Annotated in this window: 24 protein-coding genes; 8 read left to right on the top strand and 16 right to left on the bottom strand. The window is 68.4% G+C overall.

The window, feature by feature from the left end; genetic code table 11:
• Positions 1-37 precede the first annotated feature (37 nt).
• From ACZ5MC_RS09670 to ACZ5MC_RS09655, 4 genes are all read right to left on the bottom strand, one after another.
• Positions 38-457: a GxxExxY protein gene (locus tag ACZ5MC_RS09670; protein ID WP_306598196.1), complete on the bottom strand. Its 420-nt coding sequence runs from the start codon at positions 455-457 to the stop codon at positions 38-40.
• A 220-nt stretch (positions 458-677) separates the two neighbouring features.
• Positions 678-1,718 carry an IS630 family transposase gene (locus ACZ5MC_RS09665; protein WP_464517629.1) on the bottom strand — a complete coding sequence of 347 codons (1,041 nt, stop codon included), beginning with the start codon at positions 1,716-1,718 and terminating at the stop codon, positions 678-680.
• A 123-nt stretch (positions 1,719-1,841) separates the two neighbouring features.
• Complete coding sequence (nadC, locus tag ACZ5MC_RS09660; RefSeq protein ID WP_306600128.1) at positions 1,842-2,681, bottom strand: carboxylating nicotinate-nucleotide diphosphorylase; 840 nt, start codon at positions 2,679-2,681, stop codon at positions 1,842-1,844.
• 2 nt (positions 2,682-2,683) lie between these two features.
• Entirely contained in the window at positions 2,684-3,034 is a 351-nt protein-coding gene (locus ACZ5MC_RS09655) for a histidine triad nucleotide-binding protein (protein WP_464517628.1), read from the bottom strand.
• A 64-nt stretch (positions 3,035-3,098) separates the two neighbouring features.
• Between ACZ5MC_RS09655 and ACZ5MC_RS09650 the strand changes: the two genes are divergently transcribed.
• The 3 genes from ACZ5MC_RS09650 to ACZ5MC_RS09640 all read left to right on the top strand — a co-directional run bounded on the left by ACZ5MC_RS09650 (position 3,099) and on the right by ACZ5MC_RS09640 (position 4,198).
• Positions 3,099-3,557 carry a tRNA (cytidine(34)-2'-O)-methyltransferase gene (locus ACZ5MC_RS09650; RefSeq protein ID WP_306600126.1) on the top strand — a complete coding sequence of 153 codons (459 nt, stop codon included), beginning with the start codon at positions 3,099-3,101 and terminating at the stop codon, positions 3,555-3,557.
• Between the two features lie 72 nt (positions 3,558-3,629).
• The gene (locus tag ACZ5MC_RS09645; protein ID WP_306600125.1) at positions 3,630-3,908 is read left to right on the top strand and encodes a hypothetical protein; all 279 of its coding nucleotides are present in this window, start codon (positions 3,630-3,632) and stop codon (positions 3,906-3,908) included.
• On the top strand, positions 3,905-4,198 hold the full coding sequence (locus ACZ5MC_RS09640; RefSeq protein WP_306600124.1) for a hypothetical protein: 294 nt from the start codon (positions 3,905-3,907) through the stop codon (positions 4,196-4,198). The genes ACZ5MC_RS09645 and ACZ5MC_RS09640 overlap by 4 nt, the downstream gene beginning before the upstream one ends.
• A gap of 62 nt (positions 4,199-4,260) precedes the next feature.
• On the opposite strand, the gene ACZ5MC_RS09635 is transcribed toward ACZ5MC_RS09640, so the two are convergent.
• Entirely contained in the window at positions 4,261-5,205 is a 945-nt protein-coding gene (locus ACZ5MC_RS09635) for a diacylglycerol/lipid kinase family protein (RefSeq protein WP_464517627.1), read from the bottom strand.
• Positions 5,202-6,026, bottom strand: coding sequence for an RluA family pseudouridine synthase (locus ACZ5MC_RS09630; RefSeq protein ID WP_464517626.1), 825 nt, complete (start codon positions 6,024-6,026; stop codon positions 5,202-5,204). The genes ACZ5MC_RS09635 and ACZ5MC_RS09630 overlap by 4 nt, the downstream gene beginning before the upstream one ends.
• Before the next feature lie 88 nt (positions 6,027-6,114).
• On the opposite strand from ACZ5MC_RS09630, the gene ACZ5MC_RS09625 reads away from it, so the two are divergent.
• From ACZ5MC_RS09625 to ACZ5MC_RS09615, 3 genes are read left to right on the top strand one after another with little or no spacing between them, the layout of a single operon-like run.
• Positions 6,115-6,942, top strand: coding sequence for an MlaE family ABC transporter permease (locus ACZ5MC_RS09625; protein WP_306600121.1), 828 nt, complete (start codon positions 6,115-6,117; stop codon positions 6,940-6,942).
• Positions 6,935-7,609 (top strand): ATP-binding cassette domain-containing protein, encoded by a 675-nt coding sequence (locus tag ACZ5MC_RS09620; protein ID WP_306600120.1) that lies wholly within the window; start codon positions 6,935-6,937, stop codon positions 7,607-7,609. Before ACZ5MC_RS09625 ends, ACZ5MC_RS09620 begins: the two co-directional genes overlap by 8 nt.
• Positions 7,606-8,568, top strand: a complete 963-nt coding sequence (locus tag ACZ5MC_RS09615; protein WP_306600119.1) for an MlaD family protein — start codon at positions 7,606-7,608, stop codon at positions 8,566-8,568. The genes ACZ5MC_RS09620 and ACZ5MC_RS09615 overlap by 4 nt, the downstream gene beginning before the upstream one ends.
• Here the strand turns inward: ACZ5MC_RS09615 and ACZ5MC_RS09610 are convergent, their stop codons facing one another.
• The 9 genes from ACZ5MC_RS09610 to ACZ5MC_RS09570 all read right to left on the bottom strand — a co-directional run bounded on the left by ACZ5MC_RS09610 (position 8,569) and on the right by ACZ5MC_RS09570 (position 17,284).
• Positions 8,569-9,342 (bottom strand): hypothetical protein, encoded by a 774-nt coding sequence (locus ACZ5MC_RS09610; protein WP_464517625.1) that lies wholly within the window; start codon positions 9,340-9,342, stop codon positions 8,569-8,571. It lies immediately after the preceding gene.
• A 137-nt stretch (positions 9,343-9,479) separates the two neighbouring features.
• The gene (locus ACZ5MC_RS09605; protein WP_464517624.1) at positions 9,480-10,232 is read right to left on the bottom strand and encodes a hypothetical protein; all 753 of its coding nucleotides are present in this window, start codon (positions 10,230-10,232) and stop codon (positions 9,480-9,482) included.
• Positions 10,233-10,333: 101 nt separating this feature from the next.
• The gene (locus tag ACZ5MC_RS09600) at positions 10,334-11,035 is read right to left on the bottom strand and encodes a flagellar brake protein (RefSeq protein ID WP_306600115.1); all 702 of its coding nucleotides are present in this window, start codon (positions 11,033-11,035) and stop codon (positions 10,334-10,336) included.
• 9 nt (positions 11,036-11,044) lie between these two features.
• Entirely contained in the window at positions 11,045-11,785 is a 741-nt protein-coding gene (locus tag ACZ5MC_RS09595) for a metallophosphoesterase family protein (protein ID WP_306600114.1), read from the bottom strand.
• Positions 11,786-11,910: 125 nt separating this feature from the next.
• The gene (locus ACZ5MC_RS09590) at positions 11,911-13,068 is read right to left on the bottom strand and encodes a thiamine phosphate synthase (RefSeq protein ID WP_464517623.1); all 1,158 of its coding nucleotides are present in this window, start codon (positions 13,066-13,068) and stop codon (positions 11,911-11,913) included.
• A gap of 7 nt (positions 13,069-13,075) precedes the next feature.
• Positions 13,076-13,231 (bottom strand): hypothetical protein, encoded by a 156-nt coding sequence (locus ACZ5MC_RS09585; RefSeq protein WP_306600112.1) that lies wholly within the window; start codon positions 13,229-13,231, stop codon positions 13,076-13,078.
• Positions 13,232-13,261: 30 nt separating this feature from the next.
• Entirely contained in the window at positions 13,262-15,379 is a 2,118-nt protein-coding gene (locus ACZ5MC_RS09580; protein WP_464517622.1) for an ATP-binding response regulator, read from the bottom strand.
• A gap of 37 nt (positions 15,380-15,416) precedes the next feature.
• The gene (locus ACZ5MC_RS09575; RefSeq protein ID WP_464517621.1) at positions 15,417-16,904 is read right to left on the bottom strand and encodes a DUF7125 family protein; all 1,488 of its coding nucleotides are present in this window, start codon (positions 16,902-16,904) and stop codon (positions 15,417-15,419) included.
• On the bottom strand, positions 16,901-17,284 hold the full coding sequence (locus tag ACZ5MC_RS09570; protein WP_306600109.1) for a hypothetical protein: 384 nt from the start codon (positions 17,282-17,284) through the stop codon (positions 16,901-16,903). Before ACZ5MC_RS09570 ends, ACZ5MC_RS09575 begins: the two co-directional genes overlap by 4 nt.
• A 349-nt stretch (positions 17,285-17,633) precedes the next feature.
• Between ACZ5MC_RS09570 and ACZ5MC_RS09565 the strand changes: the two genes are divergently transcribed.
• Positions 17,634-17,972 (top strand): ferritin family protein, encoded by a 339-nt coding sequence (locus tag ACZ5MC_RS09565; protein ID WP_306600108.1) that lies wholly within the window; start codon positions 17,634-17,636, stop codon positions 17,970-17,972.
• 28 nt (positions 17,973-18,000) lie between these two features.
• Complete coding sequence (locus tag ACZ5MC_RS09560; RefSeq protein WP_306600107.1) at positions 18,001-18,810, top strand: family 1 encapsulin nanocompartment shell protein; 810 nt, start codon at positions 18,001-18,003, stop codon at positions 18,808-18,810.
• A 168-nt stretch (positions 18,811-18,978) separates the two neighbouring features.
• Here the strand turns inward: ACZ5MC_RS09560 and ACZ5MC_RS09555 are convergent, their stop codons facing one another.
• Positions 18,979-20,211: an ISL3 family transposase gene (locus ACZ5MC_RS09555; protein ID WP_464517769.1), complete on the bottom strand. Its 1,233-nt coding sequence runs from the start codon at positions 20,209-20,211 to the stop codon at positions 18,979-18,981.
• Positions 20,212-20,341 lie beyond the last annotated feature (130 nt).

The raw sequence follows: 20,341 nt of genomic DNA, 5'->3' as shown, positions 1-20,341 counted from the left end.
GTAACACCTTGTCCCCCCCCTTCGCCTCGGGTCCAGTTCAGGGCTTGGTGTTGACGAGTCGCTTGATGCCCCCGTCCTTGAGGGGCCAGTTATGAAAATTGATCAGCAGGCCCACTTCGAAATTTGCAAAGTGGAGGCAGCTATTCAGTTGGGCGAAGTCGGCATCCGAAAACTTCGCAATGGCCTTCGCCTCGACGACCACCTTGTGGTCCACCACGATATCCATGATGTAGGCATTCTCGACGCACAATTCCTTGTAGGTGATGTCGAGGTGAACCTCGCGTAGGGCCTCGTGTCCGGCCAACCTGAGTTCATGGGCGAGGCAAGCCTTGTAGGCATTTTCCAGGAGTCCAGGCCCCAGAACTATCTGCACCCTGATGGCAGCGAGGATGATGGCTTCGGTGATATCTCGATGGGGATAGTTGTCGCCCCAATCTTCGCCCCAATGCCGACCCATGACTTCCTCCTTCGGGTCAGGAGTGCGCTCAATCACGCCGGGACGTTCAGGCCAGAATTCTTTCCTCGGTATCCTCGGCCTCCTCGGCGCCTCGGCGATGGGCTTTTCGACGGGTGCTTCGGCGCATGTAATCTTTGCTCCGACTGATACTTGAGAAAGCCATCGCCGAGGCGCCGAGGAGGCCGAGGATACCGAGGAAAAGAAAAAGGCAGGTTCGCCGTCAACCCTTGGCAGAGGCCGTCCGAATGGCCGCGAGGGCCTGCCGTGCTCGTGTCATCTTGGCGAGGATATCGTTCGCGGACGCGGTCCAAACAAATGGTTTCGGAGCGGCATTGTGTCTCGCGATATAGGTGTGGATCGCTGCTTCGAGTTCCGGGACGGCTCTGAAAATACCCCTTCGGATGCGGTTCTCCGTGATGTCCCGGAAAAATCGCTCCACCATGTTCAACCACGATGAACTGGTGGGGGTGAAGTGAACGTGGACCCTCGAATGGCCTTTCAACCAGCTTTTGACCGCCGGATGTTTGTGGGTGGCGTAGTTGTCGCAAATGATGTGCAGAGCGAGTCGCTTCGACGTACCCCGCTCAAGCCGCTTGAGGAACTTCAGCCACTCCTCATGGCGATGACGTGGCATCGTGGCCGAGATCACCGTACCATCCAGCGTGTTCATGGCCGCAAAGAGGGTGGTCGTTCCATTGCGCTTGTAGTCGTGCGTCATGGTGCCGCAGCGACCCTTCTTCATCGGTAGGCCAGGCTGAGTCCGGTCCAGGGCCTGAATCTGGCTCTTCTCATCTACGCTCAGCACGATGGCATGCTCCGGAGGGTCCAGATACAGGGCCACGATGTCCACCAACTTCTCTTCGAAATGAGGATCGTTGCTTAACTTGAAACCAACGGTGCGGTGCGGCTTGAGGCCATTCTGACGCCAAATGCGTCCCACCGTGCTCTCGCTCACCCCGGTGGCCTGCGCCATGGAGGCCCGGCTCCAGTGCGTGGCATTGACGGGCTGTTCCTGCGTCGTCTTATGGAGCACCTCTTGCCCCTTCAAAGCAATCACCCAAGACTTCCGGCCTCGACCTGGGCGTTCCCTCTCGAGGCCATCGAAGCCCGCTTCCTCCCATCGCTTGAGGCATTGCCAAGCAGTCCGATGATCACAGCCCAAAGCCTGGCCGATGTCACGAAAGGACTCGCCAGAAGCTCGATGAAGAACAATCTTGGCCCGCAGGACGCTGCGCGCAGGCAAGGTCCGGCTCCGCGCCATTACCTCAAGGCGTCTGAATTGCTCCACAGTTAGATCAACTCGCCCCACTTGCGCCAAAGTTCTCACCTGCCGCTTGGATGCGACGAGCTGTATTGGCGTTACAGGTATTTCTGGCGGCCTACACTAGAACCTGAGGCTCAGGTCCACCGACGGCGCGCTGTGGGTGAGGGCGCCCACGCTCAGGAAGTCCACCCCCGTCTCCGCCACGGCCCGGGCCCGGTCCAGGCCGAGGTTCCCGCTGGCCTCCAGGAAGACCCGGCTCCCGCCCCGCAGGATCACGGCCTCGGCCATCTGCGCGAGGGTCATGTGGTCCAGGAGCACCCCGTCCACGCCGGGCGTCGCGAGGCATTCGGCAAGCTGCTCCAGGGTCTCGGCCTCCACCTCGATGCGCACGAGGTTGGGGGCCGCGCTCCGGGCCTGCTCCACGGCCCCGCGGATGCCCCCGGCTGCGGCGATGTGGTTCTCCTTGAGCAGGACGCCGTCCCCCAGGGTGAGGCGGTGGTTGAACCCGCCCCCGCAGCGCACGGCGTACTTCTCCAGCAGCTTGAGGCCGGGCGTGGTCTTGCGGGTGTCCAGGATGCGGGCCCCGGTACCGGCCACGGCGTCCACGAAGGCGCGCGTGAGGGTCGCCGTGCCCGACAGGCGCTGCAGGAGGTTGAGCATCACCCGCTCGGCCATGAGGATGGCCCGGCTGGACCCCTCGATGCGCATCACGACGGCCCCGGGCTCCACCGCGTCGCCGTCCTGGGCCCCGGGAACGATCTTCAGCGCCGGATCCACGGCCCGGAAGACCTCCGCGGCCACCGGCAGCCCCGCCAGGACCAGCCGTTCCTTGGCCACCACCCGCGCCTCCATGGGCCGGTCCGGAACCGAGGCCGTGGTCCAGTCCTGGGTGCCCCAGTCCTCCCTCAGGAAGGCCCGGACGGCGTCGACGTAGGTCAGGGGATGCGGGGGGTTGAACATGGCTAGACCATCTTTCCGGCCATGGGCCGGCCGCCGAGGAGGTGGAAGTGCAGGTGGAACACCGTCTGTCCCGCGTCGGGGCCGGCGTTGGACACCAGGCGCCACCCCGAGGCCACGCGTCCTTCATCGTCGGCCAGCTTCTTCGCGACGAGCCCGATCTTCCCCATGAGGGGCGCCAGGTCCGGCGTGAGGTCGTTGAGGCCGGAGAGGTGGACCCGCGGGATGATCACGATGTGGGTCGGCGCCTGGGGCGAGATGTCCCGGAAGGCCAGCACGTCCTCGTCCTCGTGCACGAAGGAGGCGGGGATCTGCCTGGCGGCGATCTTGCAGAAGATGCAGTTGGGGTCGGACATGGTGGCTCCCGGTTGCCCTGTATTTTGCCCGGATTATGATCGGAGGTATCGAAAGGTTGACCCCGTGCCCTTCCACATCGTCCTGCACCAGCCGGAAATCCCCCAGAACACCGGCAGCATCGGCCGCCTCTGCGTGTCCACCGACACCCGGCTCCACCTCGTCCACCCCCTGGGCTTCGACACCTCGGACTACTACCTGCGCCGCGCGGGCCTGGACTACTGGGAGCGGCTGAACCCCACCCACCACGCCTCCTGGGAGGCCTTCCTGGCCGCGGAGCCGGAGATGCGGCTGTGGTTCTTCAGCACCAAGGGCGACCGCCGCCACACCGACGTGAGGTGGCAGGACGGCGACGGCCTCGTGTTCGGCCGGGAGACGGTCGGCCTGCCGCCAGAGATCATCGAAGCCCATCCCGAGCGGCTGGTGAAGATCCCCATGCGGGGGGAGTTCCACCGGAGCCTGAACTTGGCGCAGGCGGCGGCGGTGGGGCTGTACGAGGCACTGCGGCAGACGGAGGGCTGGTAGCGAAGTGGGAAAGTGGGTATTCCCACTTGCGACGGTATCCCACCTGACCCATACTTTTCCCGGAGGGTGGCAATGGCCGTCACTGAACCCAGGAAGTCGCTCCGTCCCGACAGCAAGGGCCGCATCACCCTCGGCAGCCTCGCCGCCGGCGCGAGCAGTTTCAAGGCCTACCGGGACGGCAAGGGCCGGATCATCCTCGAGCCGCAGGTCGAGGTGCCGGCCATCGAGGCGTGGCTCTGGAACAACCCCGAGGCCATGAAGGCCGTCCAGAAGGGATTGAAGGATTCCGCGGAAGGACGCATCGTGGAGCGCGGCAGTTTCGCCAAGCACGCGCAGGAGCCCGATGAGTGACCAGGCTGAGATTCACGGCTGAAGCCGATTCGAACTTATCGGATCTGGAAAGGGACAAAGGGCTTTCGAAGCGTCTCAAGGCCGTCAGGAAGGCCCTGGGCATCCTGGAGGTGGACCCTCGCCACAAGGGATTGAACACCCACGCGTATTCCTCTCTCACGGGTCCCGGCGGGGAGAAGGTCTTCGAGGCCTACGCCGAGAACCGCACCCCCGCCGCCTACCGCATCTTCTGGCACTACGGGCCAGGCAAGGACGTGATCACGATCCTCGCGATCACGCCGCATCCCTAGGACCCGTCCCACCTCAAGCAACGCGGTTTAAGCTTGGTGTGGGATGGGTCAACTCATGATGTCTAGAACGGACAATCCGCCGTCACCCGCATGGGGAAGGCCCCCTTCTCCACCGTGATCTCCGCCCGATCCCTTCCGGGCGCCGGCTCGCCGTCCATATGCCAGGGGCAGGGCCGGTCCAGGCGCACCACGGCCCGCAGGAGGCGGCCCTCCTGACGCAGGGGGGTGCGCCCCCCCTCCCGGAACAGCTGGGGCACCTCGGCCAGGATATCGAGCACGCCGGGGCGCTTGAGCCGGACCCAGCTGAGCATTCCGTCGGCGGGGTGCGCGCCGGACGCGATCCAGAGGCCGGAGCCGTACTGGGGCAGGTTGGCGAAGCACAGGCTCCAGGCGGAAGCCGGCAGCTCGGGCTCGGGGCCCCTCCAGGCTGCCCTGAGCTTGTCCATGCGGCCCGCGGCCTCCTGCGCCGGAAGGTCGGCCTCCCAGCGCAGGCCCACGTCCTTGTGGTTCTTCCAGAGGGCCACGCAGTTGCGCGCGTAGGTCCTGAAGCCGCGGCCGTGGGCCTGGTCGAAGGCCAGGGCCACCTCGGCCTCGAAGCCGGTGCCGCAGAGGTTCAGGAAGGGCGCGCCGTCCAGGCGCCCCAGGTCCATGGCCAGGTCCCGGCCCTCCAGGAGCCTCAGGACGGCGCCGGCGGGGTCCAGGGGCGTGCGCAGGCCCCGGACGATGCCGTTGCCCGAACCGCCCGGGATCGCGCCCAGGGGCACCGGCAGGCCCAGCCCGGACAGGGCGGCGCCGGCGTGGTGGAGGGTGCCGTCGCCGCCCCACACGAGGAGCGGCCCCCCCGCGGCCAGGGCCTGGCGGATCCAGGGCTCGTAGTCGAAGGGAAGTTCCAGGGGCACCGGTTCCAGGCGGTCCCGGACCTCCCGGGGGAGCCGGGCCAGGAGCGCGGCGGGGTCCATCCGGCCGTGCCCCGACAGCGGGTTGAAGACCAGGGGCGTCCGGATCACGCAGGGTCCCCCAGGAACCGCCCGGGAGGCGCCACCAGGTCCATGCGCGCGCCGGTGATGGGGTGCTCGATGGAGAGCTTCCAGGCGTGGAGCCACAGGTGGTCGGACTTCTCGCCGAAGTAGAGGCCGTCGCCGTAGACCGGCGCCCCCAGGTGGGAGAGGTGGACCCTTATCTGGTGGGTGCGCCCGGTGTGCGGGGTGGCCACCACCCAGAAGCCGGGGAGGAAGCCCCCGGTCTCCTCCGCCGTGGCCGGGCGGAAGTCCGTGACCGAAGGCCTCGGATCCAGCAGGTCCCCGGTGCAGCCGAAGCGCGCCGGCCTGGATCCGCGCACGCGGCCGATGGGCAGGTCCACCGTGCAGGGCTCCAGGTGCCGGGATACCCGGGCCAGGTAGGTCTTCCCGATGGTCCGGGCCTGGAACTGCGTGCCCAGGTGGGCGGAGGGGTCCTTGGCGATGACCAGGATGCCCGAGGTGCCCTGGTCCAGGCGGTGCTGGAGGGCCAGGAACTGCCCGGGGCGCTGCCGCTGCAGGAGGGCGGTGAGGTCGTGCAGGTCCGAGGCCTGGGTGCCCTGGGAGGCCATGCCCGCGGGCTTGTCCACCACCAGGAGGAAGTCGTCCTCGAATAGAACGGGGACGACCAGGTCCAGGGGCTGGCCCAGCGAGTCGTCCAGGGACACCGCCACTTCGGTCCCGGGCCTCAGCTGCTTGGAGGCCACCTTGATGCGCTTGCGGTGGGCCTGGACGCCCCCGAGCTGGAGCACCTCCCGGGCCTTCCTGCGGCTGAGGCCGGTATGGGCCGAGACCAGCTGGTCCAGCCTCATGCCCTCCTCGGCGGGGTCTACCGTGAATTTCCAGCTTTGTGTCGCCATCCCATTAGCTTACCGTGCCTGGACTTGGTAGGGTGATTGCATGGAATCCGAAGGTCCCGCGTTCAGGCTGCTCGCGCTGCCCGGGGAGGCCGCCCGCGGTCTCGGGGGAAACATCCGGTCGGCCTTCGCCCAGGTAGGCTCGCTCGCCTGGCTTTTCATCGCCTGCGTGAAGGGGGTCCTGCGCCTGCGGGGCGAGCAGGTGCGCGTGGTGCTGGAAGTGACCCGCACCCAGATCCGGTTCACGGCCCTGGACGCCCTGCCCCTCTGCACCCTGGCGGCCCTGCTGATCGGCGGGATCACGCTGCTGCAGGTCTTCGGACAGCTCTCGGGCTTCGGCATGGAGAACTACATCTGCCAGATCCTCGCCCAGCTGGTCATCCGCGAGCTGGGGCCGCTTCTGGTGGGCATCGTGGTCATCAGCCGCAGCGGCACGGCCATCGCCACCGAGATGGCCTCCCGCCAGCTCAGCGGGGAGATCGACGCCCTCTACCTCAACGGGGTGGACCCGGTGCAGTACCTCCTCGTTCCCCGGCTCCTGGGCGGCATCATCTCGCTCTTCGCCCTGATCATCTACTTCGACACGGTGGCCCTCATGGGCGGATTCCTGGTGGCCTGGCTCCGGCTGCCGCTGTCGTTCTCGGCCTTCGCCGACGCCCTGGTGCGGGCCGTGGGCCCCCGGGAGCTGGCGGCGACCCTGTGCAAGGCCCTCGTGTTCGGCACCGCCATCCCGCTGCTGTGCACGTCCTTCGGCCTGCGGGTGAGGGTGAGCACCACCGAGATCCCCCAGGCCGTCACGAAGGCCGCCGTGGGCTCCCTGGCGATCCTGCTGCTGGCGGGCGCCTTCCTGTCGGTGCTGATCTATGCCTGAGCCGCTCCTCGCCCTGGAAGGGGTCTCCCTGGCGTCCCCCGACGGGCGCATGGTGTTCGAGGGGCTCGACTGGCGCCTGGAGAAGGGCGCGCGGTGGCACCTCCAGGGCGGCCTGGGAACCGGGGCCACCGCCCTGCTGAGGCTCTGCTCGGGCCTGGCCCGGCCCCAGGCGGGCCGGGTGCTGCTGGACGGCGCCGAGGTCGACGTGGACGCCTTGAGCCACCCCTACATCAATTCCGGCGACCTGGGCTGGGTGCCCACCGACGGCGGGCTCGCCGTGAACCTGACCCTCCTGGACAACGTGGCCCTGCCCTTGCGGTTCGCGCGAAAAGCCGGGCGGGACGAGGCCCGCGAGGAGGCCATGCGCTGGCTGGAGCGGGCCGGGCTGGAGCGGTCCGCCGCCGCGAGGCCGCGCATCCCCGCGGACCGGGCCAGCTGGATGGCGGCCCTGGCCCGGGCCGGCGCCAAGGGCTCGAAGCTCTGGCTCGTGGACCGGCCCGCGGGGGGCCTGGACGCCGGCAGCCGCCGGGCCGCCCACGCCATGCTGGAATGGGCGGCCCGGGATCCGGAGACCACCCTCGTCCTGGTGGGGGACGACTGGATGGGTGACCTGGGAGCGGAGCTGCGCATCGAAGACGGACGCCTCACGGCCGGGAGGACCCCATGAAGCTCGAAAAGGACGACGCCAAGATCGGCCTGCTGGTGTTCCTGGCCCTGGCGGTGTTCGCCGGATTCCTCTTCCACCGCAGCCTCACGGCCATCCTCACCAAGGAGACCCCGTACCAGGTGGCCCTGGAGACCGCCTCGGACCTGTCGGAGGGCACGGAGGTCCAGCTCCAGGGCCTGCGGGTGGGCCAGGTGAAGGGGATCCGCCTGCAGCGCGACGGCGTGGAGTACCGGTTCCTGGCGACCCTCGGCCTGCGAACCGACATCGTCCTGTGGCAGGGCACCCGCGCCGTGGTGGTGGCCAAGCCCCTGGGCGGCTCCTTCGTGGACCTGCAGCTGCCCGAGCCCCCCCTGCGCCTCGCGGCGCTCCAGCCCGGCGCCACCCTGCGCGGCGCCGCCAGCGCGTCCCTGGCCACCCTCCTGGAGGACGCCAGCCACCTCATCGCCAACCTGGACGGCGCCGTCACCGACCTGCGCGGCCCGTTCAAGGCCAAGGGCGCCGGGGCCGTGCTGGACAGCCCGAGGATCGCCAAGGTGCTGGCCGACCTGGACGAGACCCTCCTGGAGTTCCGCAGGCTGGCCCTGGAGGGCCAGGCCCTGGCCCGGCACGGCGACGCCTCCATGGCCGTGGCCGACCGCAGCCTGGTGAACCTGGACAAGAGCCTCGCCACCGTCCAGGGCCTCCTGGACAAGCGCTCCGGGGACCTGGACGCCATCGTGGCGCACCTGGCGGTCACCCTCCGGGAATCCGGCGAACTCGCCAAGGAGGCCCGCGCCCTCCTGAAGACGGCGGGCCCCGGCGCCGACGCGGCCCTCAAGGCCCTGGACCGGAACCTCCGGTCCACCGAGGAGCTCCTGGAGATCCTCAAGGCCAAGCCCAACCGCATCGTCTGGGGCAAGCCCTCCCAGGCCGAGCGGGACGACGCCGCCCGGCGCGCCGAGGAGAACCGGAAGAAGTAGCTACCTGGCCCCGGTGCGGGCGGCGGTGGGATCAGGCACCGACGCGAAGATGCCGGAGAACTGCGAAACCCCCGACTGGGTCATCAGGGCGAGGCCGGTCCTCGCGCCCTTGAGACGGAAGGCCACCCCGGTGAACGTCATGGCGGACCCGTCCGCGGCATCGTAGGGCGTATAGGTGAACGCCACGTTGAACCCGTTTGTCCCGGCCACGGGCTGCGTCACCGTGCCCGAAAGGGAGCCCAAGGCCGAGTCCCCTCCGGAAAGGGTGCCGTTCTCCCCGATGTGGACCGTCGCACCGGTTCCATTGGAGGCGTCCTGCGCGGAGGCGGTGTAGGTGCCCGCCAGGTCCTTGAGCGCGGTGGTCCCGTTGGAGTCCGGCTCCAGGTTGAAGGCGGCCGACATCGCGGCGCCGGCGCCGTCGGTGGCCGTGAGGCTGATGGCGCCCGCGGAGGCGCCTCCGCCGAGCGTCAAGCGGTTGGGGGCCCCCTGGACGTCGGGCGCGCCAGGCGCGAAAGCAAAGGCCTGGCCCTCCACCATGCTGCCGTTCAGATCGAACGTCCCGTAGACCAGGCTGCGGTCGGTGGCCAGCCAGCTGAAGGTCCCGTCGCCCGCCTTGATCAAGGCGTAGTGGAGCCTGCCGGCCGCGTCCTTACCGGAATAGATCCCGCCCATGTTCCCCAGGGTGGGAGCGGGGAGGTTCCTCGTTCCGCCGCATCCGATCAGGCTAACGAGCGCCAGGGACAGGGCGCCCAGGGGAAATCTAGTCAAGGTCATTGCCGTCCTCCATGGGTTGCAGGCAAGACCAATAATAAATTATTAATTTATTTCCGCAATGCAAGGCACATTATTTTTTAACCCCTTTTGAGCGGGCAAAAAGAGCAAACGGACGCAGGTTTGATGGTTATTAAATATTACGGAACCTTGGTGAAGATCCCTGCCAGCTGCCCCGTGCCGTTGTCGGTCATGAGCACGATCGAAGGACCGGTCCCCGGCCGGTAGAACGCCAGACCGGCGTAGGCCTTGGGCGCTGCGCCCGCGGGGGTGTAGGTGATCGCCACGTTGAACGCGTTCACGCCCGGGGCCACCTGCTGGAACGTGCCGGTGAGGGTCCCGGCCGGGTCCGACCCCGTCAGGCTGCCATCGGCGGCAAGGGTCAGGGTGCCGCCGGCGGAGGAGGCGGTGTTGGCTGCGTCGGCCGCATACGTGCCCGCCAGGGCGGAGAGCTGGACCGTCCCGTTGTTCGGGGTGTCCGGCGTCAGCGACGTGGTGGCCGTGCCCGCGGCCAGGGTGATGGTGTCCGTGATCGCCGAGGCCGAGCCGGTCCCGCTGATGGTGCCCTGCTGGACCGGGTATCCGATGGCGACGAGGGCCGCGGTGGGGAAGACGGTGATGGTCCCGCCCAGGGCGCTCCCGCTCAGGGTGAATTTCCCGGAGCCCTGGAGCATGTTCGAATCCAGGCTGCGGAAGGTGAAGGACGTGGGAAGAACCAGCACATGGTAGGTGGTGTTCCGGGTGTCCGTGGCGGCCCAGACGCCTGCCAGGCTGACCGACGGAGGCGGCGGGGGGGCGGCCGGGGATGAGCTGGAACTTCCTCCGCAATTCATCAGGGCGCTCGCCAGGAGGGCGGTGGCGCAGACGATACCTGCACGACGGAATCGCGTCATGTTTGCTCCTTGGCTCTGAGAAGTCGTCTCAAAATAAATTCAAAATAGAATTTCGCAACCGGAATTTATTATTTATAAATTTCAAGGTTCAAGAAAGGGGCTCAGTGCCCCCTCATGGAGGTGGACCGGTCCATCCGCCGGGCCTGGATGAACCGCTGCAGGACCTCGCGGGTCTCGGGGGGCAGGTCCACCAGCACCAGACCCACCCGGGTCGGCAGCTCGTCGCCCTCCAGGGCCTCGGAGTGGCGCACGTCGCCGGAGACCGTGAGCACCTCGTTGCCGGGGAGGTTCGTGACCACCTCGAGCTGGTCGTGGTAGGCGAAGGTGAGCGCGTCCTTGAAGCCGAGACCCATGCCCATGTCCGTGAGGTTCAGCAGCTTGGCCTCGAGCCGCTGGCCCTGCCAGAGGATGGTGGCCTCCAGGGGGGGCAGGTCCGGGGTGGCCACGCGCACCTCGCGCCGGGGGTGGATCTCCAGGGGTTCCGTGGGCCACGCGGCCTGGAGCACGGGGGGGAGCTTGGGCTCGGACTCGGTGAGGATGGGTTCCAGGAGCCGGGTGCGGATGGAGATCACCTCGTCGCCCTGGATGAGGGTGAGGGTGACGGCGGTGCCCGCGGGGGGCAGGATGTCCCTGAGCTTGAGGCCCTCCAGCTGGATGGAGGTGCCCGTCTCCAGGCTGCGCACATGCAGATGCCCGAGCATCTTCACGGCGCCTTCCGCCCGCAGGCTGGCCGAGGTTCCGGATTTCTTCGCCTTCTTGAGGATGGCTTCCAGGTGCTGATCGAGGGATTGCGGGGCTTTCATGGGGGTGCCTCAGATTCCGTGGTGCAGGCGTTCGGCGAGGTTGCTGTGGAGGCCCGCGGCCAGGATGGCCCGGGACGCGCCGGCGTGGTCGTAGTCCAGGCGGTGGAGCTTGACCCGGCGATGCAGGGGATCGTAGGTCATGAAGGAGAGCCTCGGGTCGCGGTCCCGGGGCTGGCCCACGGACCCGGGATTGATCAGGTACTTGCAGCCCTCCCGCAGCTGGAACCAGGTGCCCGCTTCGAAGGTGACGAACGTGAGGCGCTGGGCCGGGTCATCCAGCTCGTAGGCCCCGGGCAGGTGGGTGTGCCCGAAAAAGCACACCTGACCGGGAAAGCCGTCGAAGGCCGCCAGGGCCTCCCGGGGATGCAGCAGGTAGTCGTCCTCGTCCAGGGGGCTGCCGTGGGCGATGGTGTAGCCCGCTTCCAGCGTCAGCGGCCCCATGGGGATGTTCTCGAGGAACCAGGCGTTCTCCTCGGAGAGCTGCCCCCGGGTCCAGCTCACCGCCATGCGCGCGGGGAGGCTGAAGGCGTTGTCGGACCCCGGGGTGATGCAGGCCCGGTCGTGGTTGCCGCGCACCAGCACCCGGGGCTCCAATTGGCGGATGAGGTCCAGGGTCTCGTTGGGGTTGGCTCCGTAGCCCACCAGATCGCCCAGCAGGACGAAGCGTTCGATGCTGCGCTTTTTTGCATAGCGCAAAACGATCCGCAGCGCGTGCAGATTCGAGTGGATGTCGGAGAGGATCAGGTCCATGGGAGTCTAGTGCTGCCGTAGTGTCGCAGATTTCCTGAAAACCGGGGCAGACCCGGAGCCGGAGGCGCGAATTGGGAGTAAGGAATTGACGATTTAAAGGTTACCCCAATGCGGGAGCGAAATTGTCACGGATAGGTGCACCCATCTTTTTTTACAAGCTCGTCAGCCAGTTCGCCAGGAGTCCGCCCCAGGGGCAACACCATGGGAGCCTCCCACCAGGCGGCGGTCCGCCGACGGTAGCGGCCCAGGAACGCCTCGCGCTCGGCCGCCAGGGGCCGGTCGGGGTCTCCCCCCACCCGGGCCCACGCCAGGGCCGGCACCTCCGCCAGCCACAGGGCCGTGAAGCCCGCCTCGCGCACGCGCCGCCGGGTGGCCGGGTCCTCCCAGGCGCCCCCGCCCAGGGCGGCCACGCAGGGGCGCTCGAGGCACCGGGCGACGCTCTCGGCCTCCAGGAGCCGGAAGCCCGCCTCGCCCCGCTCCCGGAAGAGGTCCGGGATGGACCCGCCGATCTCCCGGTCCGAATCCCGGGCCGGCAGGCCCAGGCGCCTGGCCAGGGCCCGGGCCAGGGTGGACTTCCCCGCCCCGCTGCCCCCGATGATGACGACGCCCCGCCCCCGCTCCAGGACCGGCCGCGCCGCCCACCGCGCCGCCTGGGCCGCCCACAGGAGCTCGCGGGGATTGCCGCTGCGGCTGATCTCCCCCACCATGGCCAGCGCCTCCGCCCCGGCGCCGAAGCAGGCGGAGGCGTCCACGCCCGTGAGGCCCCCGATGGCCACCGGGGCCACCCCCCGGGTCCGCAGGGCGGAGGCGCCTTCCCGGAGGCCCTGGAGCCCCACGGGGGGCTCGTGGTCGCCCTTGGTGGACGTGGGGCGGAAGGGCCCGACGCCGGCGTGGTCGAAGGCGGGGTCCGGGGCGTTCCACTCCCCGGGTCCGTGGGTGGAGGCGCCGAGGTGGCAGGCCCCCAGGCCCGGCAGGCGCAGGGCCTCCGCGGGCGGCAGGTCCGTCTGTCCCAGGTGCAGCCCCCAGGGCGCCAGTCCCTCGGCGGCGGCCAGCACCGCCAGGTCGGCGCGGTCGTTGACGCAGATGGCCGGCCACCCGCCCCGCTCCGCGGCGCCAGCCAGGGCGGCCCGCAGTTCCGTCCATTGGGCGGCGGCGTCCAGGGGCTTGCCCCGGAACTGCACAAGGGGAAAGCCGGCTTCGCCCAGGTTCAGGATCTGGGTGGATAGGGGCACGGGCGACCGGGGGTCGGTGATGGGATACAGGGGGGGCAGGTGGAGGACCATCCCCCCATTAGACCGCGAATGCCTCCAGGCCGTCGAAGCTCCGGGACGCCTCCCTCCCCAGGGTGTTCCCCAGGAAGGCGTGCTCCCGGCTGTCCAGCACGATCGGCAGGTCCTGTTCGATGGGCAGGCCGGCGTGGTGCTCCCCCACCACGCAGGTGGGCAAGCCTGGCCTCGATCCCGTCGAGCTTGGCGTTCAGACGCTCCAGACCTCCTTGGCCAGGGTCCGGTGCAACATGCTGGTGAATTCGGACGCCCGGTAGGGCTGCCGGAGGATGCCGGCCAGCCCCTGGATGGCCAGGGTCCGGTCCGGGACCTCGAAGTGTCCGCCGAGGACCACCGGGACCTCGCGGTCGATGGCGCGCATCGCCCTGAAGGCCCGCTTCCCGCCGAGGGCCGGCATGGCGAAGCCCATGAGGACGAGGACCAGATCCCGGTGATGCTGCCGGAAGAGCGCGATGGCCTCCATGCCCCCTCCCGCCTCGAGGACGGAGAAGCCCAGATCCTCGGCCAGCGTCCGCACCCCCCGCAGCGCCTCGGGATCCTCGTCCACCATGAGGATGGCGCCGGAGCCCCGCTCCTGGACCCGGACCTCCAGGTCCTTGGCCGTCCGCGCCTCGGTCATGGCGGGCAGGTAGATCTTGAAGGAGGAGCCGCATCCGGGCCGGCTCCGGACGGTGAGCCCCCCGCCGTGGCTCCGGATGATCCCGATCACCGCGGCCAGGCCCAGGCCCCGACCGGTGAACTTGGTCGAGAAGAAAGGCTCGAAGATCCGGGCCAGGACCTCGGGGGCCATGCCCGCGCCCGAATCGGTCACCTCCAGGGTGGCGAAGCGGCCCGGGGCCGCCGGGAGCACCCAGTCCGGGGACTCCCCCCGCGCCTCCGGCAGCGCCTCCGACCGGGTCCGGACGGCGATGTGTCCGGGGGCGCCCTCGAAGGATTCGCTGGCGTTGGTGATGAGGTTCAGCAGGACCTGGAAGATCTGGGTGGCGTCCCCCTTCACGAAGGGCAGGCGTTCGGACAGATCGAACGCCAGGGTGACCGAACTCGGGATGGAAGCCTGGAGCAGGAGGCTGATCTCCTTGACCACCACGCCGAGGTCCACCTCGGCCAGGTCCTGGTGCCCCTTGCCCACGTAGGCCAGGAGCTGGCGCGTGAGGTCGGCGGCCCGGTGGGCGGTCTTCTCGATCACCGCGAAGTAGGGGGCCGCGTTGCCGTGCTCCTCCACCGCGGTGGCGCCCATGCTGGCATTGCCCAGGATCGCGGTGAGGAGGTTGTTGAAGTCGTGGGCGACCCCGCCCGCCAGGACACCCAGGGATTCCTGCTTCTGGACCTCCTGGAGCTGGCGCTCCATCCTGCTCAGGCGGGCGATCTCGGCGGTGGCGCGGTCGGCCTCCTCGGCCATGGACTGGGCCTTGACGGCCGCGATGACGAGGCATTCGTTCGCCTCCTGCAGCTGGGCGCGGGTCGTGCCGATGGCCTGGGCCACCGGCGCCACGGACCGGAGCCGGGACGCGAGGCGCCGGTCCACCTGGGCCAGGCGCCGGGGCAGAGCTCCGGGGCGACTGGCCCGGCGCCTGGAGCCGGCGTGGCGGGTGCGGGCCATCCCGGAGCCCTCCGGCCGGCCCCTCAGGGCCCTTGGAGCCGCCGGGACGGGCAGGTCGTCCGGGTGGGCCATGTCCGGCGCGAAGACCTGGACATTGTTGCGCCCCAGGGCTTTCGCGCGGTACATGGCGGCGTCCGCATGCCTGACGACGGCCTCGAGATCCTGGCCGTCGTCGGGATACCGGCTGATCCCGATGCTCAGGGTCACGGGGACCGGCCGCCCATCGATCATCTGGGGCCGGGCCATCGCGGCCAGGAACTTCCGGGCGATGAGGGCGGCGTCATCGAGGGCCTCCACCTCCGGCAGCAGGACGACGAACTCGTCGCCCCCCTGGCGGCAGAGGGTGTCGGAGGCCCGCAGGCAGGCCAGCAGGCGCTGGGCCACGGACTGCAGCACCTGATCGCCCAGGGTGTGCCCCAGGGTGTCGTTGATGAGCTTGAAGTTGTCGATGTCGAGGTACATGAGCGCCAAGCTCTTGCCGTTGCGCCGGGCCAGCGAGATGGCCTGGGTGAGGCGGTCGGTGAGCAGGGAGCGGTTGGGCAGCCCCGTCAGGAAATCATGCTCGGCGGCGTACGCGTGCCCGGCGGATTCGCTCTGGGCGGCCTCGGCCTGGCGCTGGGCCTCGACCGTGGCGAGCACGAGGCGCTCGTTGGCGTCCCGGAGGTCCACGCGTGTCGCGGGCATGGGCCCGCGTTCGTAGGCTGTCATGACTCTTTTCCGTTCCAGCATGGCCATTCCGGACCTCCTACCATGGCTCGGGTCCCGTCCCCGGCGGCTCGGGGCCGGTCGCCTTCCTGTGGGCGGGCTGGCCCCCGAGGAGCCCCTCGAACTCGGCCAGGCGCTTGCCGATGATGATGCCGCCGTCCGTGATCTCGTACTGCCGCAGCTGGTCGCTGTGGTCGCTGCCCCGGACCTTCACCACCGCCATCACCCGCCGCAGCCGGCTGCCGATCTCGACGTAGCGCTGGACGATGATCGCGTCCGTGAGGAAGGCGGAGCCGTAGGAGCTGAACCGCAGGTCGGTGAACCGGTCCTCCAGTTCCGCGGTCATCAGCACCGTCACCCCCATGCCTGAAAGCTGGGAGACCATGCGGAACAGGGACTCCTTGAATTCCTCCCGGAACGTCGGCGCCACCGCCAGCTCGAAGCCGGACAGGGAGTCCAGGACGACGCGCCTGGCCTTCAGCCGCCGGATGGCCTCCGCCAGGCGCTGGACGATCTCGTCGATGGAGAGGTCCGGCAGGCGCGTGTTGATGAGGCCGATCTTCCCGGCCCGGACCAGGTCGTCGATGGTGCGGGTCCAGGACTGGCTCGGGGTCTGCTCGAAGGCCACCATCACCCCCGGCTGGCCGAGGCGGACCCCCTCTTCCAGGAAGGCGGTGGCCAGGATGGTCTTCCCGGATCCCGAAGGCCCCGCCACCAGCAGGGAGTACCCCGCCGGGAGCCCCCCGCCCAGCATCTCGTCGAGGCCCGGAACGCCCATCGCCAGGCGGCGCCGGAGGTGCGGACCCGGGTCAGCGGCCTGCAGGGACCCGTCGTCCGCGGAGATCACGGCCGAAGGATAGACCTCGATGCCGGCTTCGGCGATGCGGAAGGAATGGATTCCCGGGCAGGTGGCCTGGCCCCTCATCTTCTGGATCTGGAGCTTGCGGACGATGGAGTTCCGGAGGACGCTCTGGGAGAGCACGAAAATGCCGTCGGCCACGGTCAGGGTGGAGGTGTTCCCGCCCTCGGACGGCGGGTCCCCGATGAGGAAGGACGTGATCTGCCAGCTGCTCAGCTGCATCCCGAGCCGGTGGGCGAATTCGTCCGAATGGGATCCGCCGATGCTGCCGATCAGGGACCGCACGGAATCCACGAACACCAGTCCCGGGGCGTGGTCCAGGACCTCCTGCATGATGCGCGCCAGGACCTTCTGGTAGTCCCCGGTGCCCAGCTCGCCGGCCAGGCTCACGAAGCGTACCGACGTGTTGATCATGGCGGCATCGAAGAAGGCGAACTGCTGCTGGTAGCGCAGCATCTTGAGCGGGGACTCCCCCAGGACCGTGAAGTAGAGCGCGGGGCGGGCCTCGGTGGCCAGGGAGAACATCAGCTGGTGGGCCAGGGTGGTCTTTCCGGTTCCAGGCTGGCCGACGATGAGGTTGAAGGAGAATTCGGGGAGGCCGCCGCCCAGGACGGCATCGAGTCCAGGCACGCCGGTGGGCAGGCGCTTGATGGTCACGTTTCGGGTCATGGGGCGGACTCCTTGGATGCGGGTGGGGACGGGACGCGCCAGACGGGATCCAGCAGCCGCCGGGCCAGGCCCGGCCCCACCAGGGTCTCCAGCAGTTCCGCGAAGGCAGCCAGGAGCTCGACGCTGGCCTCGGCCGCGGCATCCGGATCGCGGGCCGCCAGGCAGTCTGCGAAGGCTTCCGCAGGGAAGGCGCCATCGGGCGCTTCCGGCCCGGCCGCCAGCCATGGGAATTCCCCCTGGGCCAATTGGATGGAGCGCCGGAAGAGGGAATCCACGCCGCGCGGGCCGATGATCGGCGCCAGCTGCGCCACCACCCGGGTCCAGGCGCGAACCGAGGCCGACGCCACGCTCGCGGAATCGGAAGGGGCGCCGGGAGCCACGATGACTCCGCGGACCAACCCACGCAGCGCCTCGGGATCTCGAACCATAGCGTTTGTCTCCACCCCTCCATCGCACGAATTGGGCCATGAATTTAAGTCAAATTATTTCTGTTTTAGGGTTGGAACATGGAGGATTTCCCTCCGGCAGGGGGATCAGAATGGTTGGGTTGATCCTTCAATTGGAACGAACGGGGCCCGGTGGCGATTCCGTCGATTTGAAGGCGGCCATCCATCACCCTGATTGGAAGCCCCGCCCGCCCGGGCCCTTCGGCCTACATCCAGAGGCGTTAACGGATGGCCCGGATTTTGCTCCCCCACCCTGCCACGTCTTCGGGAGGCACGGACCACCATGAGCAGCGGAATCATCGAACCTGGACTGTCCAGCGAAGCGCACAACATCCACCGGGCCCTGGCCAGCCTGCAGGAGGAGCTCGAAGCCATCGACTTCTACCACCAGCGCGTGGACGTGGCCCGGGACGAGTCCCTGAAGGCCATCCTGGCCCACAACCGCGACGACGAGATGGAGCACGCCATGATGCTGCTGGAATGGCTGCGCCGGGCCATGCCCGAATTCGACCCCCAGATGCGCAAGTTCCTGTTCTCCACGGGGGACCTGGTGGCCCTGGCCGCCCGGAAGGCGGAACCCGGGGCCCAGGGGCTCGGGCTGGGACTTGGAACCACGAAGTGATTGGGCGTCCAGCCCGGGAGGGAAATCCATGACCGATCTGTTCAGGCGCGCAATGGCGCCCATCGTCGACAAAGCTTGGGAAGAGATCGACCTCCACTGTTCCCGGATCCTGAAGGGCAACCTGTCGGGACGGAAGGTGGTGGACTTCGTCGGTCCCCTCGGAATGGCCTTCGCGGCCGTGAACCTCGGCCGGCTGACCGCCAGCGGCCCGGCCGCGGGCGAGGTGGCCTGGGGCCTGCACCGCGTCCTGCCCCTCGTGGAGATCCGCGTCCCCTTCACCCTGGGGATCTGGGAACTGGACGACGTGGAGCGCGGCGCGAAGAACCCCGACCTGAAGGCCCTGGGCGAAGCCGCCCGCAAGGCCGCGGCCTTCGAGGAGCAGGCCATCTACCGGGGCTTCCCCGGAGGGTGCATGCTCGGGATGCTGGAAGCCTCCCCCCATCCGCCGGTGCCCCTGCACGCCGACCCCAACCGGCTCACCGAATCCGTGGAAACCGCCCTGCTGGCCATCCAGGAGGCTGAGATCGGCGGCCCCTTCGCCCTGGTGCTCGGCACGGCGCCCTACAAGAGCCTGATGGTGGGCAGCCCCAAGGCCTACCCTCTGCGCCAGCGCGTCGAGGCGATGGTCACCGGGGGCATCCACTGGAGCCCGGCGCTGGAGGGCGGCGCCCTGCTGTCCCGCCGGGGCGGGGACTTCGAACTGACCGTGGGCCAGGACCTGGCCATCGGCTACAAGAACCACGACGCGCGGGAGGTGCACCTCTACCTCACCGAATCCTTCGCCTTCCGGGTCCTGGAACCGGCCGCGGCCGTGGCCCTGGAGCTGGTCGACGGCTAGCTCCGGTTCAGGTTCCCGTCTTTTCCCGGCGATCCTCGGCCCCTCGGCTGCCTCGGCGATGCCTTTCTTTTCCTGATCCATCCGGCGCATCGATTCATTGCACCGAGGGGTCCTGAAACAGAAAGGCATCGCCGAGGCAGCCGAGGTTCGCCGAGAAAAAAAGGTTCTTCACGGATTTCCGGGGAAGGCCGCACGGATCTTGAGGAAGAAGTAGGCCTCATCCCGGTACCCATAGGCGATCCGCTTCAGGACCTTGATCTTGTTGTTGATCCCCTCCAGGATGCTGGTGTTCAGGTGCCACCGGCAGTGCGAGAGGATGTCCTCGATCCGCTTGGCCAGGTTTTTCGCAAAACGTACCAAAGGCGGCAGGCCGCTTGAGGTGGCCATGGCCAGCCAGTTCTCCCAGGCCTTCCGGGCCCAGCCCTCTCGCTTAAAGCCCCACAGGGCCTTAAGGGCGTCCTTCATGACGTAGGCCGTCATGAGGGCTTGGTTCGCCTCCAGGAGCGCGTTGAGCCTGGTCTTGCTCTCCCGGTTGGGCAGGTTCTCCCAGTTGCCCAGCAGGAGCCACTTGGCCCCCTTGATGAGTTCCCGGGCGGCCTTGTCGTCCCGGCACCGATTGGCCTCGTTGACCCGGATTCGGTCGAGCACCTGCTTTCCGAAATTGGCCAGGACATGGAACTGGTCCAGGACGATCTCGGCATTGGGGCAGTGTTGGCGGACTTCCGCTTCGAAAGTGGGGGACATGTCCATGGCCACCGCCGCGATCTTGCGGCACCGCCGCTTGCCGAGCCATTCGAAGAAGGGCCTGATATCCGCCTTGCCCCGGCCTTTGCCCACCCAAAGCACTTGGCGGGTTTCGGTATCGACGAACACCGTGGCGTAGCTCTGCCCCTTATGGAGGGCGAACTCGTCCATCATGAGCAGCCGGACCTTGCCTGGTCTGGCTGGCTCCAGCGTGCGCTCCAGATAGGCCTTGTCGATGTCCTTCACTGTGCCCCAGTGGAGGCCATAATGCTCGGCAGCCCGCTTGATGGGCATGACCTTGCACATGCGGGCCACACTCTCGGCCATGCGGTTGGTGACCCGTGCATAGGGTTCCAGCCAGTCCAGGGCCTCCAGCTTGGGTCCGCAGGCAGGGCAGGCCACCCGGGCACGCCAGACCACCAACACGGTATCCGCGTCGAACACGGGCAGGTCCCGGATCTCTCGCTGGGACCAGTCGTGCACCGCTGAAACCTTGCGCTGGCAGCCGCTGCAGGTCCGAGGGTGGACACCGAAGCCGAGCAACTCGATCCAGACCTGGGCGCGGGTACCCTTCTCCCCCGGTTCGAACCTTTCCACGGTTCCGACGCGATGCCCTTTCCATCCGCCCAAACGGGCAATAAGCTCCTTGGTAGGCAGCAGCGGCCTCCTCTCATCCTGGTTTCTCGACAACTCCAAGATGCCTGAAGTCCACTGCTGCCGACCTGTTACCCGATGAATCCGGCAATCTCGATCGAAGGGCCTATCGCCGAGGCGCCGAGGAGCCGAG

Source organism: Mesoterricola sp. JemC181 (genome assembly GCF_055384585.1).
The sequence above is the reverse complement of the archived record's forward strand: the minus strand, read 5'-3'. Positions and strand labels throughout refer to the sequence as shown.